General features: G+C 35.4%; 12 protein-coding genes and 1 riboswitch (1 of these 13 running past the window's edge). All 12 genes read right to left on the minus strand.

Features of this window, described 5'->3' with window-relative positions; genetic code table 11:
• Nucleotides 1–1,493 carry the 5' portion of a zinc-binding metallopeptidase family protein gene (locus tag HLK68_RS04225; protein WP_055164436.1) on the minus strand. Its footprint begins 232 nt before the window's first position, so only the first 1,493 of its 1,725 coding nucleotides appear in the window; it begins with the start codon at nucleotides 1,491–1,493; its stop codon lies beyond the left edge, outside the window.
• Nucleotides 1,494–1,514: 21 nt separating this feature from the next.
• Nucleotides 1,515–2,606, minus strand: coding sequence for a pyridoxal-phosphate-dependent aminotransferase family protein (locus HLK68_RS04230; RefSeq protein ID WP_006784964.1), 1,092 nt, complete (start codon nucleotides 2,604–2,606; stop codon nucleotides 1,515–1,517).
• Between the two features lie 134 nt (nucleotides 2,607–2,740).
• Nucleotides 2,741–3,991, minus strand: coding sequence for a phosphoribosylamine--glycine ligase (gene purD / locus HLK68_RS04235; RefSeq protein WP_006784963.1), 1,251 nt, complete (start codon nucleotides 3,989–3,991; stop codon nucleotides 2,741–2,743).
• Nucleotides 3,992–4,015: 24 nt separating this feature from the next.
• Nucleotides 4,016–5,548 (minus strand): bifunctional phosphoribosylaminoimidazolecarboxamide formyltransferase/IMP cyclohydrolase, encoded by a 1,533-nt coding sequence (gene purH, locus HLK68_RS04240; RefSeq protein ID WP_132942737.1) that lies wholly within the window; start codon nucleotides 5,546–5,548, stop codon nucleotides 4,016–4,018.
• A gap of 14 nt (nucleotides 5,549–5,562) precedes the next feature.
• Complete coding sequence (gene purN / locus HLK68_RS04245) at nucleotides 5,563–6,123, minus strand: phosphoribosylglycinamide formyltransferase (RefSeq protein ID WP_132942738.1); 561 nt, start codon at nucleotides 6,121–6,123, stop codon at nucleotides 5,563–5,565.
• Nucleotides 6,120–7,145, minus strand: coding sequence for a phosphoribosylformylglycinamidine cyclo-ligase (purM, locus tag HLK68_RS04250; protein WP_006784960.1), 1,026 nt, complete (start codon nucleotides 7,143–7,145; stop codon nucleotides 6,120–6,122). Before purM ends, purN begins: the two co-directional genes overlap by 4 nt.
• Nucleotides 7,146–7,157: 12 nt before the next feature.
• Nucleotides 7,158–8,588, minus strand: coding sequence for an amidophosphoribosyltransferase (purF, locus tag HLK68_RS04255; protein WP_006784959.1), 1,431 nt, complete (start codon nucleotides 8,586–8,588; stop codon nucleotides 7,158–7,160).
• A 10-nt stretch (nucleotides 8,589–8,598) separates the two neighbouring features.
• Nucleotides 8,599–9,309 (minus strand): phosphoribosylaminoimidazolesuccinocarboxamide synthase, encoded by a 711-nt coding sequence (gene purC / locus HLK68_RS04260; protein WP_006784958.1) that lies wholly within the window; start codon nucleotides 9,307–9,309, stop codon nucleotides 8,599–8,601.
• A gap of 333 nt (nucleotides 9,310–9,642) precedes the next feature.
• Complete coding sequence (locus HLK68_RS04265) at nucleotides 9,643–13,350, minus strand: phosphoribosylformylglycinamidine synthase (protein WP_132942739.1); 3,708 nt, start codon at nucleotides 13,348–13,350, stop codon at nucleotides 9,643–9,645.
• 20 nt (nucleotides 13,351–13,370) lie between these two features.
• Nucleotides 13,371–14,501: a 5-(carboxyamino)imidazole ribonucleotide synthase gene (gene purK / locus HLK68_RS04270; protein ID WP_006784956.1), complete on the minus strand. Its 1,131-nt coding sequence runs from the start codon at nucleotides 14,499–14,501 to the stop codon at nucleotides 13,371–13,373.
• Nucleotides 14,494–15,006, minus strand: coding sequence for a 5-(carboxyamino)imidazole ribonucleotide mutase (gene purE, locus HLK68_RS04275; protein WP_055164430.1), 513 nt, complete (start codon nucleotides 15,004–15,006; stop codon nucleotides 14,494–14,496). Before purE ends, purK begins: the two co-directional genes overlap by 8 nt.
• A 46-nt stretch (nucleotides 15,007–15,052) precedes the next feature.
• The gene (locus tag HLK68_RS04280; RefSeq protein ID WP_006784954.1) at nucleotides 15,053–16,714 is read right to left on the minus strand and encodes a formate--tetrahydrofolate ligase; all 1,662 of its coding nucleotides are present in this window, start codon (nucleotides 16,712–16,714) and stop codon (nucleotides 15,053–15,055) included.
• A gap of 423 nt (nucleotides 16,715–17,137) precedes the next feature.
• Nucleotides 17,138–17,238: riboswitch (purine riboswitch) on the minus strand.
• Nucleotides 17,239–17,331: the final 93 nt, after the last annotated feature.

The following is a 17,331-nucleotide window of genomic DNA, read 5'->3' on the forward strand; positions in this document are numbered from 1 at the left end:
TTTGCCTTACGTGCTCCTCTTACAAATACATCTTTTGCTTCATCTATATTATTAAAAAATTCAAATTCAGCACCATCTTCTTCATAGTTATTAGCATATAAGACCATGTCAACAGGACGCCCAGTTGTAATATCTTTATAAGTTGCAACTGGAATTACAATACGTGCATTCGTTTTATCTGGATTCATAAAAATACTTCGATCAATTGTGCGATATGCATATCCTGTATCCAAATCATCTAAGCGTACAAAGGCTCCAATCTCAGTACCGTACGCACGAATTTCACCTTTTTCGATTGCCAACGTTCCCATGTCATCAAAAATAGTTTTCATATCTTTAATTTCATCTTCTGCCATCAAACGCATTGCTTCTAGTGTTTCTGACTTACCTGCTCCACTATCTCCAATTACTACAATATTACTTTGAATACCATTTTTTAATGTTAATTCAATCATAGCACCATGTAATGGAAGTTTTTTCTCATTAATCATTTTGACATTATATAAAGTTAAAATCATTTTTTTCATATAACCAAAATAATCGTGATTTTCACTATAGGTCGCATATCCAATCATAATGTCATTTTCTTTATCTTGATAGAATACCGCACGATCTTCTTTATCTTTATTTCCATAAACATAAATTAAATCAGGTTTTCTGTCTTTACATTCTTCCAACTCTGCTAATTCAAATAAGTTACACATTGTAACCCCTTGAGCCATAAAATCACGATGAAAATATACGTAGGCTAGGGCAGTTCCTACTTTTGCAGGATACACAAACCAATTATTTGGATCTAGATATAATCCATCAAGTGGATTTATAAAAACCTCTTCGAAAATTCCATCCCTTTTTGTTCGTTTAGGATAAGTGATAAATGGCGGTGTTAATACAATGGACTCAATAAACGCCGGATATCTTAGCCCCCTATATTGCATTGGAAAATCCCATTGAATTTCATTTAATACTAAACCTGCATTTGCTCCAACAATTAATTGGCGATACACATTTTGACGATGTCCCATTAAACGCTCTTCAATAGTACGATAAACCTTTAATACTAAATTAGTAAAGTCATTATTTGCCTCGATAAATTTTATTTTTTGAATCCCAGTTCCTTCTGTACTGTTATAAATGACACTGTACCGTTCTAGACGACGCCAGTAATCGTATAATGCTTCAATAAATTCTATCAATGTATCCTTGTGTTGAAGTAACACTATAAATGATCGATTCATTTGCATAACTTCATCAATCTCTAATACCAATAATAATTTAAAAAGTGATGTTAACTCCGTTGCTACTCGATTTTCACCACATACATAAACTAATTGTTCATAAATTGGTGATTCTTTCTTTTTCAATCTATTTAAGAAACGTGTTAATACTTTCTCAAACCCTTGACTATTTAATAATTCATCTTCAGTATTGCAATAATGTGCAGAAAAGTTAATAACTGCAGTATTACGTTCTAATTCGAATTGTGGCTTCATTATGTATTCTCCCCTCTAAAGCTACTTTTGACATTCCGGTAAAACTTCTTTTATGTATTGCACTAACAAATCAATTTCTTGTTTTGTGATTTCCCCTATAATTCCAACGCGTAACATTTTACCTGCATATGAACCCATTCCACCTGCTACAGTAAAGTTATATCTTTCATCAATTAAAGCAGTCAATTTGCTAGCATTGATATTTTCAGGAGCTAATACGGGAACTAACACATTTCCTCTAATACTTTCGTCTTTAATAAATAATTCAAGGCCGAGATTTGCAAGTTTTTCTTCAGCATATTTTCGAACTTGAACTTTATTTGCAATCACGCTTTCAAGACCTTGATTCAACAATCCATCTAATGCTGTTTTTAATGCTACAACGATAGAAATTGCTGGAGTAAATGGCTGTTCTGATTTTACTTCATAATAATGAAGATATTTTTTATAATCGAAATAATATTTTGGGAGATTTGAATATTCTAAACTCAATTTTGCTTTATCACTTAAGGCTACAAAACTCAATCCAGGAGGTAAGTGGAATCCTTTTTGACTACTTGCCACCGCACAATCTACTCCCCATTCATCTAAATGGAACTCTTGTACAACCATCCCACTAATACAATCCGCAATTAATAAACGATTTGTATCTTTCGTTAAATCCCCTAAAGCTTTCAAATTATTTACAACACCTGTTGCTGTCTCATGATAAGTTACAAATACACCTTTAATTTCGGGATATTTTTCTAAAATTTCTTTTACATCATTTAACTCATAACTTTTTCCCCAATCATAAGCTAACTCATGTACTTTTAATCCATATACAGTACAAATTTCAATAAATCTTTGACCAAACCATCCTGTATTAATGACTAAAACTTCATCCCCATTAGAGAATAGGTTAACGATTGTTGACTCCATTGACCCTGTTCCTGAAGATGTTAAAATAATTACATCATTTTTAGTATCAAATATTCTTTTTAACCCTTCGTTTACATCTTTAATTAATTGATGATAATCAGCCATACGATGATGAATTAAATCTTGCCCTAATACTTCTCGAATTTCCATTGGAATATTCGTAGGACCTGGCGTAAATAATACCTTACTCACTTTCTCACCCACTTCATAAAATTACAAGCTCATTTATAAAATACATCTTTTTAAAAATTTTGTCATTATGCTTTGCAAATATGTAATAAAAATAGACTTAAAGGGAGATTACAAAGATCTCCCTTTTTATATTTTTACTCGACAAATTTCTTTGCAATGTCTAGTCTGTAGAACAAATCATCACAAGTAATTTTTTCTATTTGTCGATAAACATTAGTTCGAGCTTTGTCTAAAGTTTCACCACTTCCAACAACAAAGAGAACGCGTCCACCGTTTGTTGTATAGTCTCCATCTACTAATTTAGTTCCCATGTGACAAACGTCTACATCTTCCAGTAAATCAAGACCTTTAATAATTGCGCCTTTATTATAATTTCCTGGATAACCTTTAGCGGCTAACACAACTCCAACAGTTGGTTTATCTGACCATACACACTCGATTTCTTTCCCCTCAAGCAGTGATAACATGATTTCAGAAAGGTCTGTCTCTAAACGAGGAAGTAGCACTTCCGTTTCTGGATCTCCAAAGCGAGCATTGAATTCAATAACTTTAATACCTGACGATGTTTTCATTAATCCAGCATATAAGATTCCCGTAAATGGTATATTTTCAGCAATCATTGCCTTCGTCATTGGTCCAATAACCATTTTAATCGCTTCCTCATAATCTGATTCCAAAATAAGCGGATGTGGACTGTGATTCCCCATTCCTCCTGTGTTCAACCCTTCATCATTATCATATGCACGCTTATAATCACGTGCAATAGGCATTGGGTTATAAAGTTCATTTGCGACAAAAGCCATTAACGAAAACTCTTCACCTTCCAAGAACTCCTCGATCACTACTTTCGAAGAGGCCTCATCAAACTGACGATATAATAACATTGATTCTAAAGTCTCAATTCCTTCTTCTAATGTTTGACAAATAACTACACCTTTGCCAGCAGCTAGTCCATCTGCTTTAATAACAATTGGCATAGACTGTGTTTTTAAATACTCAACCGCGGGCTCAAATTCTGTAAATTCTTTATATACTGCCGTTGGAATATTATATTTTGACATCATCTGCTTAGCAAAGGCTTTACTGCCTTCAATTAAAGCTGCTTCTTTAGTTGGGCCAAACACTTTTAATCCTTTTGAATTGAAACTATTAACAACTCCCGCTACAAGAGCCATTTCTGGCCCCACTATGGTTAAATCAATTTGATTTTCCAACGCAAAGTCAGTAAGTGCCGCTACGTTTGTTTCCTCAATTGGTACTAAAGTTGCCTCAATCATTCCATCATTTCCTGGTGCACAGAAAATTTGAGAAACTTTTTTATCGCGCATTAATTTTTTTATGATGGCATGCTCACGTCCCCCACGCCCAATAACTAAAACTTTCATAAATTTCTCCCTATCCTCACCAAATTAATGTTTAAAATGTCTTACTTTTGTAAATACCATCGCAATTCCAAATTTATTACAAGCATCAATAGAATCTTGATCTTTAATCGATCCACCTGGTTGAATGATTGCTTTAACTCCATATTTAGCAGCTAATTCAACTGTATCCGACATCGGGAAGAAAGCATCTGATGCTAAATATGAACCTGATGCCAATTCATTAGCTTGTTCAAGTGCAATTTTAGCCGCACCGACGCGATTCATTTGGCCTGCACCAACTCCTACAGTCATATTATCTTTCACTAAAGCAATCGCATTCGACTTCACATGTTTTACAACTTTAAATCCAAATAATAATTGTTCTAAGTCTTCTTGTGTTGGTTTTACTTCTGTTACACATTCTAAGTCTTCAAGTGTTACTTCTAGTGTGTCTAAGTCTTGTTGTAATAATCCACCTTTAACTGTTGTTAATTTATGTCCTAGTTGACGACGATTTGACATGTCTGTTGTTAATAGGCGGATATTTTTCTTTTGTTTTAAAATTTGTAATGCTTCTTCTGTAAAACTTGGTGCAATAATAATTTCTAAGAAGATTTTATGAAGTTCTGTTGCTACTTCTTTGCTAACTTCACGGTTAAGAGCAACAATTCCACCAAAGATTGACGTTGAATCTGCTTCATATGCTTTTGCATAAGCTTCCTCGATTGTTGATCCAATTCCAACACCACATGGATTCATATGTTTTACCGCAACCGCTGCTGGTGCTTCAAATTCAGCTAAAATTTCAAGTGCCGCATTAGCATCTGCAATATTGTTGTATGACAATTCTTTTCCATGTAATTGTTCACTCGCCACTACACTGTAAGATGGTTTTTCTAATGTTTGATAAAATGCTGCTGACTGATGTGGATTTTCTCCATAGCGTAATGATTGTTTTAGGTCGTATGTAACAGTAAGTTTTTCTGGAATTTCAATTTCGTTGATTTGATTAAAGTAGTTTGCAATCATTGCATCATAGGCTGCTGTATGATTAAATACTTTTCCAGCTAATTTTTGACGCGTGTTTAAGGTTGTATTTCCATGTTCACGAATTTCATCAATAATTTGATCGTAATCTTTAACATCTACAACGACTGTTACGTCATTAAAGTTTTTAGCTGCAGAACGTAGCATTGAAGGTCCACCGATATCGATGTTTTCAATTTTATCTTCATGTGTTGATTCAGGATTTTGAATTGTTTTTGCAAATGGATATAAGTTAACACAAACTAAATCTATGTACTCGATGTTGTTTTTTGCTACTTGTTGTTGGTGATATTCATCACCACGTTTTGCTAATAGACCACCATGAACTAATGGATGAAGCGTTTTGACACGTCCTTCTAAAATTTCCGGGAACCCTGTCACCTCGTCAATGGAAATAATATTCATTCCCGCTTCTTCTAATGACTTTTTTGTTCCACCTGTTGAAATAATATCGTATCCTAATTCAATTAAATTTTGTACAAATGGCACTAAGTTTGTTTTATCTGACACACTTACTAATGCACGTTTCATCTCTCTTCATCCTCCTAAATATTTAGCAATTGTTTAATGACAGTTGGATATAGCTCATGTTCTAAGTCATGAATTTTTTGCTCTATTTCTTCTCTTGTCTCTAACCCTGTACGTTTAAAACAAACTTGGTCAATAATCATCCCTGTATCAATACCTGAATCAACGTAATGAACAGTCACTCCCATAATTTTAACCCCATATTTTAATGCGTCTGTGATTCCATCCCGACCAGGAAAAGCTGGTAATAATGCAGGATGGATGTTAATGATTTTTCCTTCGTAAACATCTAATAAAGTTTGACCAACAATGCGCATGTAGCCTGCTAAAACAATTAAATCTGGGTTAAGGGGGATTAACTGAGTACAGATTTCTTGTTCGAAGGCTTCTTTACTAGAATATTCTTTTGAATTAAAAACGAAGGTTGGAATGTTCATTTTATGAGCTCTTTCAATGCAATAGGCACCCGGTTTATCACAAACAAGCAGTGCTACTTCGCAGGCTTGTTTATGTAATTTTTCAACGATAGTTTGAAAGTTACTACCATTCCCTGAAGCAAAGACAACTATTTTTTTCATACTAGTTGTACTCCTTCTTCAGCTACAACGTGACCGATGATATGTGGAGTTTCTCCTGCTTCTGTTAAGACCTCCATTGTTTTTTGAACTGAGTCTTTTGATACAATGATAATCATTCCAATTCCCATGTTAAAGACGTTATACATTTCGCGCTCGTCTAAGTTTCCAAGTTCTTTTAAGTAATTAAAGATTGGAGGCATTGGATATGAGTTTTTATTAATGACGACTCCGTGCCCCTCTGGTAATGTACGTGGAATGTTCTCATCAAATCCTCCACCTGTAATGTGAGCCATCCCATGTACTTCAACTTCTTTTAGTAAAGCCAAGATTGGTTTAACGTAGATTTTTGTTGGTGCTAAGACGGCCTCTGCTACTGTGGCTTGAAGTGATTCAACGTATTGGTTTAAATCGACGTTATGGTCTTTGAATAAGATTTTACGTACTAATGAGTATCCATTTGAGTGAATTCCACTTGATGAAAGTCCGATGATGATATCACCTTCACTTACTTTTTCACCCGTGATTAATTCATCTTTTTCAACAACTCCAACTGCAAATCCAGCTAAATCATAATGTCCATGCTCATACATATCTGGCATTTCGGCTGTTTCCCCACCGATTAAAGCAGCTCCCGCTTGCTCACATCCATCTGCTACTCCTTTAACGATAGCCTCAATTTTAGCAGGTTCATTTTTTCCAACCGCCACGTAATCTAAGAAATATAAGGGTTCTGCTCCTTGTACAACGATATCATTCACACACATTGCGACGCAATCGATTCCAATTGTGTCATGAACATCTGCTTTAATTGCCACCATTAACTTAGTTCCGACTCCATCTGTCCCCGATACTAAGAGAGGGTTTTGGTAATCAAGTGACGATAAATCAAACATAGCACCAAATGATCCAATTCCCGAAAATACTCCTGGACGATTCGTTTTTGCGATATGTTTTTTGATTCGATTAACCGATTCGTAACCTGCTTCTAGACTTACACCTGATTGTTCGTACGCTTTACTCATCTTCTCCACCCCTTATTTAACTTCTTTGTTTGCATTTATAACATCTTCATATAGATATGTCGGATAGTCTCCATTAAAACATGCGACACATTGACCACAGTTTTTACCGTAAGTTACAGGTCGGCCAATACCTTTTGTTAGTCCTTCTACTGAAATAAAGGCTAATGAATCGGCTCCAATTACGTGTCTTATTTCTTCTGTTGTATGGGTTGCAGCAATTAATTCATCGTATGTTGAGAAATCAACTCCATAAAAACATGGAAATTTGATTTCTGGTGAGGCGATACGCACGTGAACTTCTTTAGCCCCTGCATCACGTAACATATCTACCATTCGGCGTGATGTTGTCCCACGAACAATTGAGTCATCAATTAAAATAACGCGTTTATCTTTAACGATTGAACGAACAGCTGATAATTTCATCTTAACGCCTTGTTCACGAAGTTCTTGTGAGGGCTGGATAAAGGTTCGTCCAATGTATTTATTTTTAATCATGCCAATTTCAAATGGAATATTAGCTTCTTCTGCATATCCGATAGCTGCACTTAATCCCGAATCTGGTACTCCTACAACGATATCTGCTTCAACGTGTGATTCTTTAGCTAGAACTCGGCCACAATTTTTACGTGCTTGGTGAACGTTAATTCCTTCTACATCACTATCTGGTCTTGCAAAGTAAACGTACTCCATGCTACACATGCTACGATGACAAGTTTTGGCGTAGCGGTCTGACGTTATCCCATTTAAGTCAATTCTGATGACTTCTCCTGGATGAACATCTCGCAAATATTCTGCTCCAATCACATCAAAAGCACATGTTTCCGATGCAACGACAATTCCTTTATCACCAATTCGACCAAGAGATAGTGGACGTAATCCCAGTTTATCTAAAGCGATGTACATTTCATTTTCTTTTAATAGTAGGAAGGCGAAAGCTCCCTCGATATAAAGTAGGGATTCCTTCAAAGCTGTCATCATATCTCCACGTTGGCGTTTGATTAAATGAGCGAGAATTTCTGAATCAGAGGTAGTCTGAAAGATGCTTCCCTCGTTTTCAAGATAGACTTTAAGTTGATTTGCATTGACTAAATTTCCATTATGACAAAGACCAAGTGGTCCTGATTGAGAGCGGAATAGGAAAGGTTGAACGTTCATAATTCCGCCTCCGCCTGCTGTTGAATAACGAACGTGTCCAATCGCATGGATTCCCTTTAGACGATCGATATCTTGTTGAGTAAAAACATTTCGAACAAGTCCTTCTCCTTTATGTTGATGAAGCATTTTGCCATCACTCGTAACGATTCCAGCGCCTTCTTGACCACGATGTTGAAGAGCATGTAATCCGTAATAAGTTAATTCAGCTGCATTTTCATGATTGAAGATTCCAAAGACTCCACACTCTTCATTCATTTTATTTTCGAAAAATAAATCTAATTCTGCCATATTATTCACCTTAGCGACTTACGCGATTTAAGATTTCAATATAGGCTTCTTCAACATTTCCTAAGTCGCGACGGAAACGATCTTTATCTAACTTTTCGTTTGTTTTTTTATCCCATAAACGGCATGTATCTGGTGAGATTTCATCGGCTAACACAATTTCCCCATTTTTTGTACGTCCAAATTCAATTTTGAAATCAATTAAGCGAATGTCTTGTGCGTCGAAGAATTCAATCAATGCTTTGTTGATTTCTAATGTCATTTCTTTAATTTTTGCTAACTCTTCATAAGTCGCTAAATCTAATGCTACCGCGTGATCTTCATTAATCAACGGATCCCCATAAGCATCATTTTTATAACATAATTCATAAACCACGTTCGATGGAATTGTCCCTTCTTCGATTCCTAAACGTTTTGCCATACTTCCTGCAATAATGTTGCGCACGATAATTTCTAAAGGAACAATTTCAACTTTATGACATAATTGATCACGATCATTTAATTTTTCAATGAAATGGGTTTTCACTCCACGTTTTTCTAACATTTCAAAAATGATTGTTGTAATCGCATTGTTTAAAATACCTTTGTTTGCGATGCTTGATTTTTTTACCCCATTAAATGCTGTTGCATCGTCTTTATAATGAATAATAACTTTGTGATCATCGTCCGTTTTAAAAATTTGCTTTGCTTTTCCTTCATATAACATTACTCGAGTTGGGTTCATGGCCTTATCCTCCGTTTTTCTCTCTTTGTATAGTCTCTCTTTTATCTTTTTACTTGTTAGGGTGACGCTGTGCTTTCTCATTAGATATATAAGAACCTCTAAGTTTTGTGGATTTTTAAACATTTAGCGGTTCTATAGTTATACCTTAGTATCAAAAGGGTTTAAATACTAAGCCTGATGATAAAACGATTGATTACATTTCAGTTTATATATAGAACTTTTGAATCTAGTTTCTTCTCGCAATACGCTCGTAAAGTTCTAAAGCCTCTTCTGTCTCCCGATAATTCAGACTTTATTCACTTCCTACGCGTGTTAATTGCGAGACTCAACGTTTTATTTAAAGTATTTTACTCCGCTTTGGAACAGTAATTGATCGTAATTACCTGGGACATTTTTGAAAATTTGACTTCCGATGCGCTCTGAGTGCCCCATTTTTCCAAGAATGCGTCCATCTGGACTTGTAATTCCTTCAATGGCAGCGATTGATCCATTAGGATTGTAGATTCCATCCATTGTTGGTTTTCCAGTTACGTCTACGTATTGAGTCGCGACTTGACCATTTTTGATTAATTTTTTAATCACAGCATCATTCGCTACAAATTTCCCTTCTCCATGCGAAATTGCGATATTGTGAATATCTCCAACGTTTGCCCCCGATAACCAAGGTGATTTGTTTGAGGCAATACGTGTTTGTATAATTTTTGACATATGTCGGTTCGTATTGTTTTTAACTAGAGTTGGTGAGTCTTCAGTTACCATTCCAAACTGTCCATATGGTAATAATCCTGATTTAATTAATGCTTGGAATCCATTACAAATACCTAAGATTAATCCATCACGCTCTAATAATCCTTCAATACTTTCACGTACCTGTTCATTCATTAAAACTGATGTAATAAATTTTCCTGATCCATCTGGCTCATCTCCAGCACTGAATCCTCCAGATAGCATTAACATTTGAGATTCATTAATGTGTTTAACCATACGTTCAATTGAAGCTTCAATATCTTGATGATTTTGATTACAAAATACATCAATGATTGATTTTGCCCCAGCTTGTTCGAAGGCTCTTGCACTATCATATTCGCAGTTTGTTCCTGGGAATACTGGCAAGAATACTTGTGGTGTTGATTTTATTGATGATGTTTTAATGATGGTATTTTTATAGTCAATGATTGGAACCTCTATTTTTTCAGCTTCAGCGGCAACTGGATATAAATTGCCAAATGTTCCTTGCCATGCTTCTAAGCTTTCTTCAATCGTGATGGCCTCTTGATTGATGACGATTAAAGGTTCCGATGTTGTTTTTCCAAGTAAGTGCGCATGATCAAATAATAATGGTCGATCAGACTCTACGATAATCGATCCCAGTTCTAAGTCGAATACATCATAACCTGTTTTAATGGTTGCACCAATTTTATTCCCGAAACTCATTTTTGCTAATGCTTCAGCAATCCCTCCCTGTTTAACCGAGAAAGCTGATTTAATACATCCGACTGTAACCATGTCATAAATATAGTCAAAGTTAGTTTTTAACTGTTCAATATTTGGCATTAAATCTTTAGTTGGTTCATGTTTAATTAAATAAATATAGTTTTCCGGTGCCTTGAATTCTGGTGATAAAACTTTGTTTGCTTTTTCTGTTTGAACTGCAAATGAAATGAATGTCGGTGGAACATGTAATTCTTCAAATGATCCACTCATACTATCTTTTCCACCGATTGCAGGTAAATTAAACCCTTTTTGAACGTAAATTGACCCGAGTAGCGCTGCAAACGGTTGTCCCCAGTTTTGTGGGTCTTGTCCTAAACGACGAAAGTATTCTTGAAATGAGAAACGAATTCCTTGCCATCTTCCACCTAAGGCAATGATTCTTGCCATTGATTCAACTACTGCATAAGCTGCTCCATGGAATGGTGACCAGGATGTAATTTCTGGATTATATCCATAAGTTAACATACTAACTGTATTTGTCACACCATGACGTAGTGGAATTTTATGAACTGATCCTTCCGTCTCAGTTAATTGATATTTTCCTCCATAAGGCATTAAAACAGTCGTTCCCCCAATGGTTGAGTCAAACATTTCAACCATTCCTTGCTGTGATGCAACATTTGGTTGTTTTAAATTATTTAGGAATTTATCTTTAATTGTGTTTCCTTGTATTTTACTTTGGAATGGATTAGATTCTAAATCTGTTTTAATTGTAACGTTTGTTGTTTGACGCGCACCATTTGTATCTAAGAAAGTACGTGATAAGTTGACGATTGGACGACCATTCCAATTCATCACTAAACGATTGGTATTTGTCACTTCTGCAACAACAGTTGCTTCTAAGTTTTCATGATGTGCAAAGTTAATAAAAGTTTCTACATCTTTAGAAGCGACCAAGACTGCCATACGCTCTTGCGATTCTGAAATTGCAAGTTCTGTTCCATTTAATCCATTGTATTTGACTGGAACAGCATTTAAGTCGATGTTTAATCCATCAGCAAGTTCCCCAATGGCAACAGCTACGCCTCCTGCTCCGAAATCATTACATTTTTTGATTAAGCGCGTTACTTCTCCATTTCTAAATAAACGCTGAATTTTTCTTTCAGTCGGAGCATTTCCTTTTTGAACTTCTGATGAAGCTGTTTGAATTGATGTTTCATTATGAGCTTTGGATGATCCTGTTGCCCCACCAATTCCATCTCTTCCTGTACGCCCACCAAGTAGAATGATGACGTCTCCAGGAGCTGGTTTTTCACGGCGAACATCACTTGCTTTAACTGCTCCGACTACTGCTCCGACTTCCATGTGCTTTGCTTTGTATCCTTCATGATAAACTTCACGAACAAAGCTTGTTGGTAATCCAATTTGATTTCCGTAAGAGCTATTTCCATCTGCTGAACGTTTTGAAATAATTTTTTGAGGAAGTTTACCTTCCATCGTATCTTCGATAGATTCTAAAACATTTGCTCCACCACTAATACGCATCGCTTGGTAAACATATGAACGTCCAGATAGTGGATCACGAATTGCTCCACCAATACATGTTGAAGCCCCACCAAATGGTTCAATTTCTGTTGGATGATTGTGTGTTTCGTTTTTAAACATTAATAACCATGGTTCGTTAACCCCATCAACATCGACATCTATATAAACACTACAAGCATTAATTTCGTCTGACACTTCTAAATCATTTAATAATCCTAATTTGCGTTGTTCTTTCATTGCAATAGTTGCCATATCCATTAATGTCATTGGCTTTTTATTATGGTGAACACGCTCTCGCATTGCGCAGTATTCATTGAAAGTTTGTTGTAAAATTTCATGGAATCGTCCACTTTCGAATGTTACATTTTCAATTAATGTTTCAAACGTTGTGTGACGGCAGTGATCTGACCAGTAAGTATCTAATACTTTTAACTCTGTTTCTGTTGGATTTCGTTTTTCTTCCTTTAAGAAGTAATCTTGAATTAATTTGATGTCTGCTAGGGACATGGCCATCCCGTGTGTCTTTAAGAATGCCGCTAACGCTTCCTCTTTATAGTCAACGAATCCTTCATATGTTTTGACATCTTCAATTTCTATTGATTCATCTAATTGAAGTGGTGCTGTTAAATCTTTTTCACGCATTTCAATCGGATTGATATAGTAGTTTTTAATTTTAGCTAATTCTTCTTTTGACTGTACTCCATCCAAAATAATCACTTTTCCACTCTTAACACGAACCTCATCATTTCCTGTTAAAAGTTGAATACATTGAATTGCTGAGTCGGCACGTTGATCATATTGCCCGGGTAAATATTCTACTGCAAAATAGGTTTTATCACTTAACTCAATTGAGTCACTTGTCATATCTGTTACAATTTCAGATAAAACATTTTGCTTCGCTGTTTCAAGTTCTGTTTCATTAACGTTAAATAAATCATATATATTAATGACACGAGTATTAGTTAGGTTTAAATGTAAATTTTCATTCAAATCATGCCGTAAACTTTTAGCTTCTGTTGCATAGATATCCTTCTTCTCCACAAAAATACGATACTGACTCATTTTCCTCATCCTCACCCTTTTTACTTTGGAAAGTTTTCTAAAAACAGTTCCACAGTTTTATGTAAATCTTCTCTCTTCTTACTTGTAAATGTCATATGTCCAACTTTACGATTTGCTCGTAATTCTTCTTTTCCATAAAGGTGAACTTTTGCCTGATGAAATTCAGGTGTTGTCCACATTTTTAAGGCATAGTCAACATGTTGGCCTAGCAAGTTGACCATGATAGCTGGCTCTATTAGGGTTGGCTTAATTAGTGGTAAGCCACATACTGCTCGAATATGTTGTTCAAATTGCGAAATGTTGCAAGCATCAATTGTATAGTGTCCTGAATTATGAGGACGTGGTGCTAATTCATTAATAATAATGTCATCACCTATAACAAACATCTCAATCGCAAGTGTTCCAACAAAATCTAAACGTTCAATTAAAGTTCTTGCTATTTCTTCCGCCTTTATCATAAGCTCTGAACTAATATCAGCTGGTACGATACTTAAGTGTAAGATATGATTTTGATGAATATTCTCCGCTACCGGGAATGTCTCGACATCACCATTTGTGCCTCTTGTTACGATGACTGAGATTTCTTTTTCAAAAGGAACAAATCCTTCGAGGATACATTCTGTTCCTTCGACAATAGGAATAACTTCTAAGATATCTTCATCAGTTTTTAGCATCCATTGTCCTTTGCCATCATATCCACCACACGTCGTTTTCAAAATAGCTGGGTACCCTAATTGCTTAATGGCATATCTTAACTCCGCTTCACTTTCGACTTTCATGAATGGTGCTGTTTTAAATCCACAATCATTAATGGCGATTTTTTCTAAAAAGCGATGTTGAGTAATCGCAATTGGTCGATTTCCTTGGGGGAGATACCCTTTAGATTCTAGTTGCTTAATCATCTCACTTGAGACATTTTCAAACTCATAGGTAATGACGTCACTTTGTTTAAATAAGGATAACAATGCTAATTCATCATCATAAGTTGCATTAATTTCGATATCAGCAACTTGGGCAAGTGGTCCATTTGCTACTGGTTCTAAAACGGCAATTTTATATCCCATTTGTTTAGCAGCAATTGCCATCATTCTTCCAAGTTGTCCTCCACCGATAATTCCAATCGTTGATGGGGGTAATATTAACTTACTCATTTAAATCGCAATCTCCCAGTACTGAATCCGTCATCTCTTTACGATAATTTTCTAAATAAACTGCAATTTCTTGATATGATGTGCTTAACATGGAAGCTGCTAATAATCCTGCATTTTTGGCTCCAGCTTTTCCAATAGCTACTGTAGCTACCGGAATTCCTCCTGGCATTTGAACAATAGATAGTAACGAATCGAGTCCATTTAAAGCTCTTGATTGAACCGGTACTCCAATAACCGGAAGTGTTGTTTTAGCAGCAACCATTCCAGGAAGGTGCGCAGCACCTCCTGCTCCTGCAATGATTACTTTAATTCCCCTATTACGTGCAGCCTCTGCATATTCAAACATTTTATCTGGTGTTCGATGCGCTGAAACGACACTAGCTTCATAAGAGATTTCTAATTGCTCTAAAACTTTCATCGCTTCTTGCATTGTTTCGAAATCTGATTTACTTCCCATGATAATTCCAACCAATGGTTTGGGTGAGATTTCGTATATTCTCTCCATCAAAAATCCTCCCTATTTTATTTTTTCTATCCTTATATATATGCTTTTAGAATAACCCGATACATTCACCCTCTGGTGTTACATCCATTTTTAAAGCAGCTGGTTCTTTCGGTAATCCTGGCATTGTTAAGACGTTACCTGTTAAGCAAACAATGAATCCAGCTCCTGCTGAGATACGAACTTCACGAATTGTAATGTCAAAATCAGTTGGACGTCCAAGAACTTTTGGATCATCACTTAATGAAACTGGTGTTTTAGCCATACATACTAAGTAATCTTCGTATCCTAATTTTTTTATTGTTTCTAATTGCGCTTTTGCTTCGTCTGTATAGTTTACTCCGCGTGCCCCATAAATTTTTTGAGCGATTGTTAAGATTTTCTCCTCTAATGTTTGGTTACGCTCATAAATTTGATTAAATGTTTGATTGTTCTCTTCAATTAGTGAGACAACTCGAGTTGCTAATTGCTTAGCACCAGCTCCTCCATTTAACCAAACATTTGCGATTTCGCATGGATGATTATTTTGTTCACACCAAGATGTTAAGAATTCAAGTTCTGCCTCTGTATCATGCGTGAATTGGTTAACTGCTACGATGTATGGCAAATTAAATTGCGTGATTGAATCAATATGTTTAGCTAAGTTTTCGATTCCTTTTGATAAGGCTTCAACGTTTTCTTCTTTTAAATCTTCATATTCAACGCCACCATGCATTTTTAATGCACGAATTGTTGCGACGATAACAACACAGTCTGGTGTAAGTTTTCCTTCACGACATTTAATATCTAAGAATTTTTCTGCTCCTAAGTCAGCTCCAAATCCGGCCTCAGTAATCACATAGTCTCCAAGTTTTAAAGCAGTTTTAGTTGCAATAATAGAGTTACATCCATGAGCAATATTTGCGAATGGTCCTCCATGAACGATAGCTGGTGTATGCTCGCATGTTTGAACTAGATTCGGTTTAATTGCATCTTTTAATAACATGGCAATTGCACCTTCAATTTTTAAATCTTTAACGTGAACTGGGTGATCATCCGGAGTATAAGCGACGATGATATTTCCTATACGAGCTTTTAAATCCTCTAAGCTTGTAGCTAAACAAAGGATTGCCATAATTTCAGAAGCAACTGTAATGTTAAATCCATCTTTACGTTCAATTCCATTAACTTTTGAACCTTGTCCAATCGTGATATCACGTAATGTACGATCGTTTAAGTCTAAACAGCGTTTGAATACAATTTTAGTTGGATCAATATTACATTCGTTACCTTGATACATATGATTATCTAGTAATGCACAAATAGCATTGTTTGCTGTTGTAATAGCGTGAATATCTCCTGTAAAGTGAAGATTTAAATCTTCCATCGGTAATACTTGTGAGTACCCTCCACCAGTTGCTCCACCTTTAAGTCCCATAACTGGTCCAAGTGATGGTTCACGTAAGGCGATAACAGATTTCTTATCAATATGGTAAAAACCTTGCCCAAGACCTACTGTCATCGTTGTTTTTCCTTCTCCGGCTTTAGTTGGGCTAATAGCTGTTACTAGGACTAATTTTCCGTCTTTTTTATTTTGATTCATGACACTTAAGTCAATTTTCGCCTTATATTTTCCATAACATTCAACTTCATCTTCAATCCCTAATTGTTTAGCAATCTCAATAATTGGTTTTAATTCAATTTCTTTTGCAATTTGTAAATCATTTTTCATTTAAAATCCACTCCTCTTTGTTTTAATAGCTAACCAAGATATTTCATCTATCTAGAAATAGATATGTTTTTAATAGTTTTAATCCGACTCAGTATCTAAATCTTTTCAATACGAAGATTAACTACAATGCATTTATCACTTAGCAATTATCCAAAATAATCTATTCTTAACTGCTAGGACACGCAGAAGTTTTTCAAAGTTTAGAAACTTCTGTACAATGACATATCTATATTCTTTACTTTAATAAAGCAAAAGAATCTTTTTAGCTACTTTTTTATTTGTAGAAATAAAAAAGCACCTTTAGGACTTAACTAAAGGTGCTAATAGTTAAATGTAACTCTAAAGAATTATATTAGGTAAGTTAAATAAAGCCTTCATCGAGACTATTTTTGCTTTCACTAACATATGACTTTGCGATACACTTTATTATTAGACAACCTTCATAGTCCCTGTATTTACGGTAAGGGGTAGAAACTTTCGAACCATATTATCGATGATATATGAATGCTGTGATTTTTATGTGATTTACTGTAGGTATCAAATTAATTGTAAAAAAAAACATATGCGTTAGTAAAAACACTTAACCCATACGTTTAACTTTTTCGATACACTATTTT

The organism is Turicibacter sanguinis (assembly GCF_013046825.1).
Classification (GTDB): domain Bacteria; phylum Bacillota_I; class Bacilli_A; order MOL361; family Turicibacteraceae; genus Turicibacter; species Turicibacter sanguinis.

Excerpts from the sequence above, each read along its gene's own strand:
- purC (WP_006784958.1), bottom strand. The coding sequence starts at position 9,309 with ATGAACCCAACTCGAGTAATGTTATATGAAGGAAAAGCAAAGCAAATT.
- purE (WP_055164430.1), bottom strand. The coding sequence starts at position 15,006 with ATGGAGAGAATATACGAAATCTCACCCAAACCATTGGTTGGAATTATC.
- purK (WP_006784956.1), bottom strand. The coding sequence starts at position 14,501 with ATGAGTAAGTTAATATTACCCCCATCAACGATTGGAATTATCGGTGGA.
- purF (WP_006784959.1), bottom strand. The coding sequence starts at position 8,588 with ATGGCAGAATTAGATTTATTTTTCGAAAATAAAATGAATGAAGAGTGT.
- purM (WP_006784960.1), bottom strand. The coding sequence starts at position 7,145 with ATGAGTAAAGCGTACGAACAATCAGGTGTAAGTCTAGAAGCAGGTTAC.
- purN (WP_132942738.1), bottom strand. The coding sequence starts at position 6,123 with ATGAAAAAAATAGTTGTCTTTGCTTCAGGGAATGGTAGTAACTTTCAA.
- purH (WP_132942737.1), bottom strand. The coding sequence starts at position 5,548 with ATGAAACGTGCATTAGTAAGTGTGTCAGATAAAACAAACTTAGTGCCA.
- purD (WP_006784963.1), bottom strand. The coding sequence starts at position 3,991 with ATGAAAGTTTTAGTTATTGGGCGTGGGGGACGTGAGCATGCCATCATA.
- HLK68_RS04280 (WP_006784954.1), bottom strand. The coding sequence starts at position 16,714 with ATGAAAAATGATTTACAAATTGCAAAAGAAATTGAATTAAAACCAATT.
- HLK68_RS04265 (WP_132942739.1), bottom strand. The coding sequence starts at position 13,350 with ATGAGTCAGTATCGTATTTTTGTGGAGAAGAAGGATATCTATGCAACA.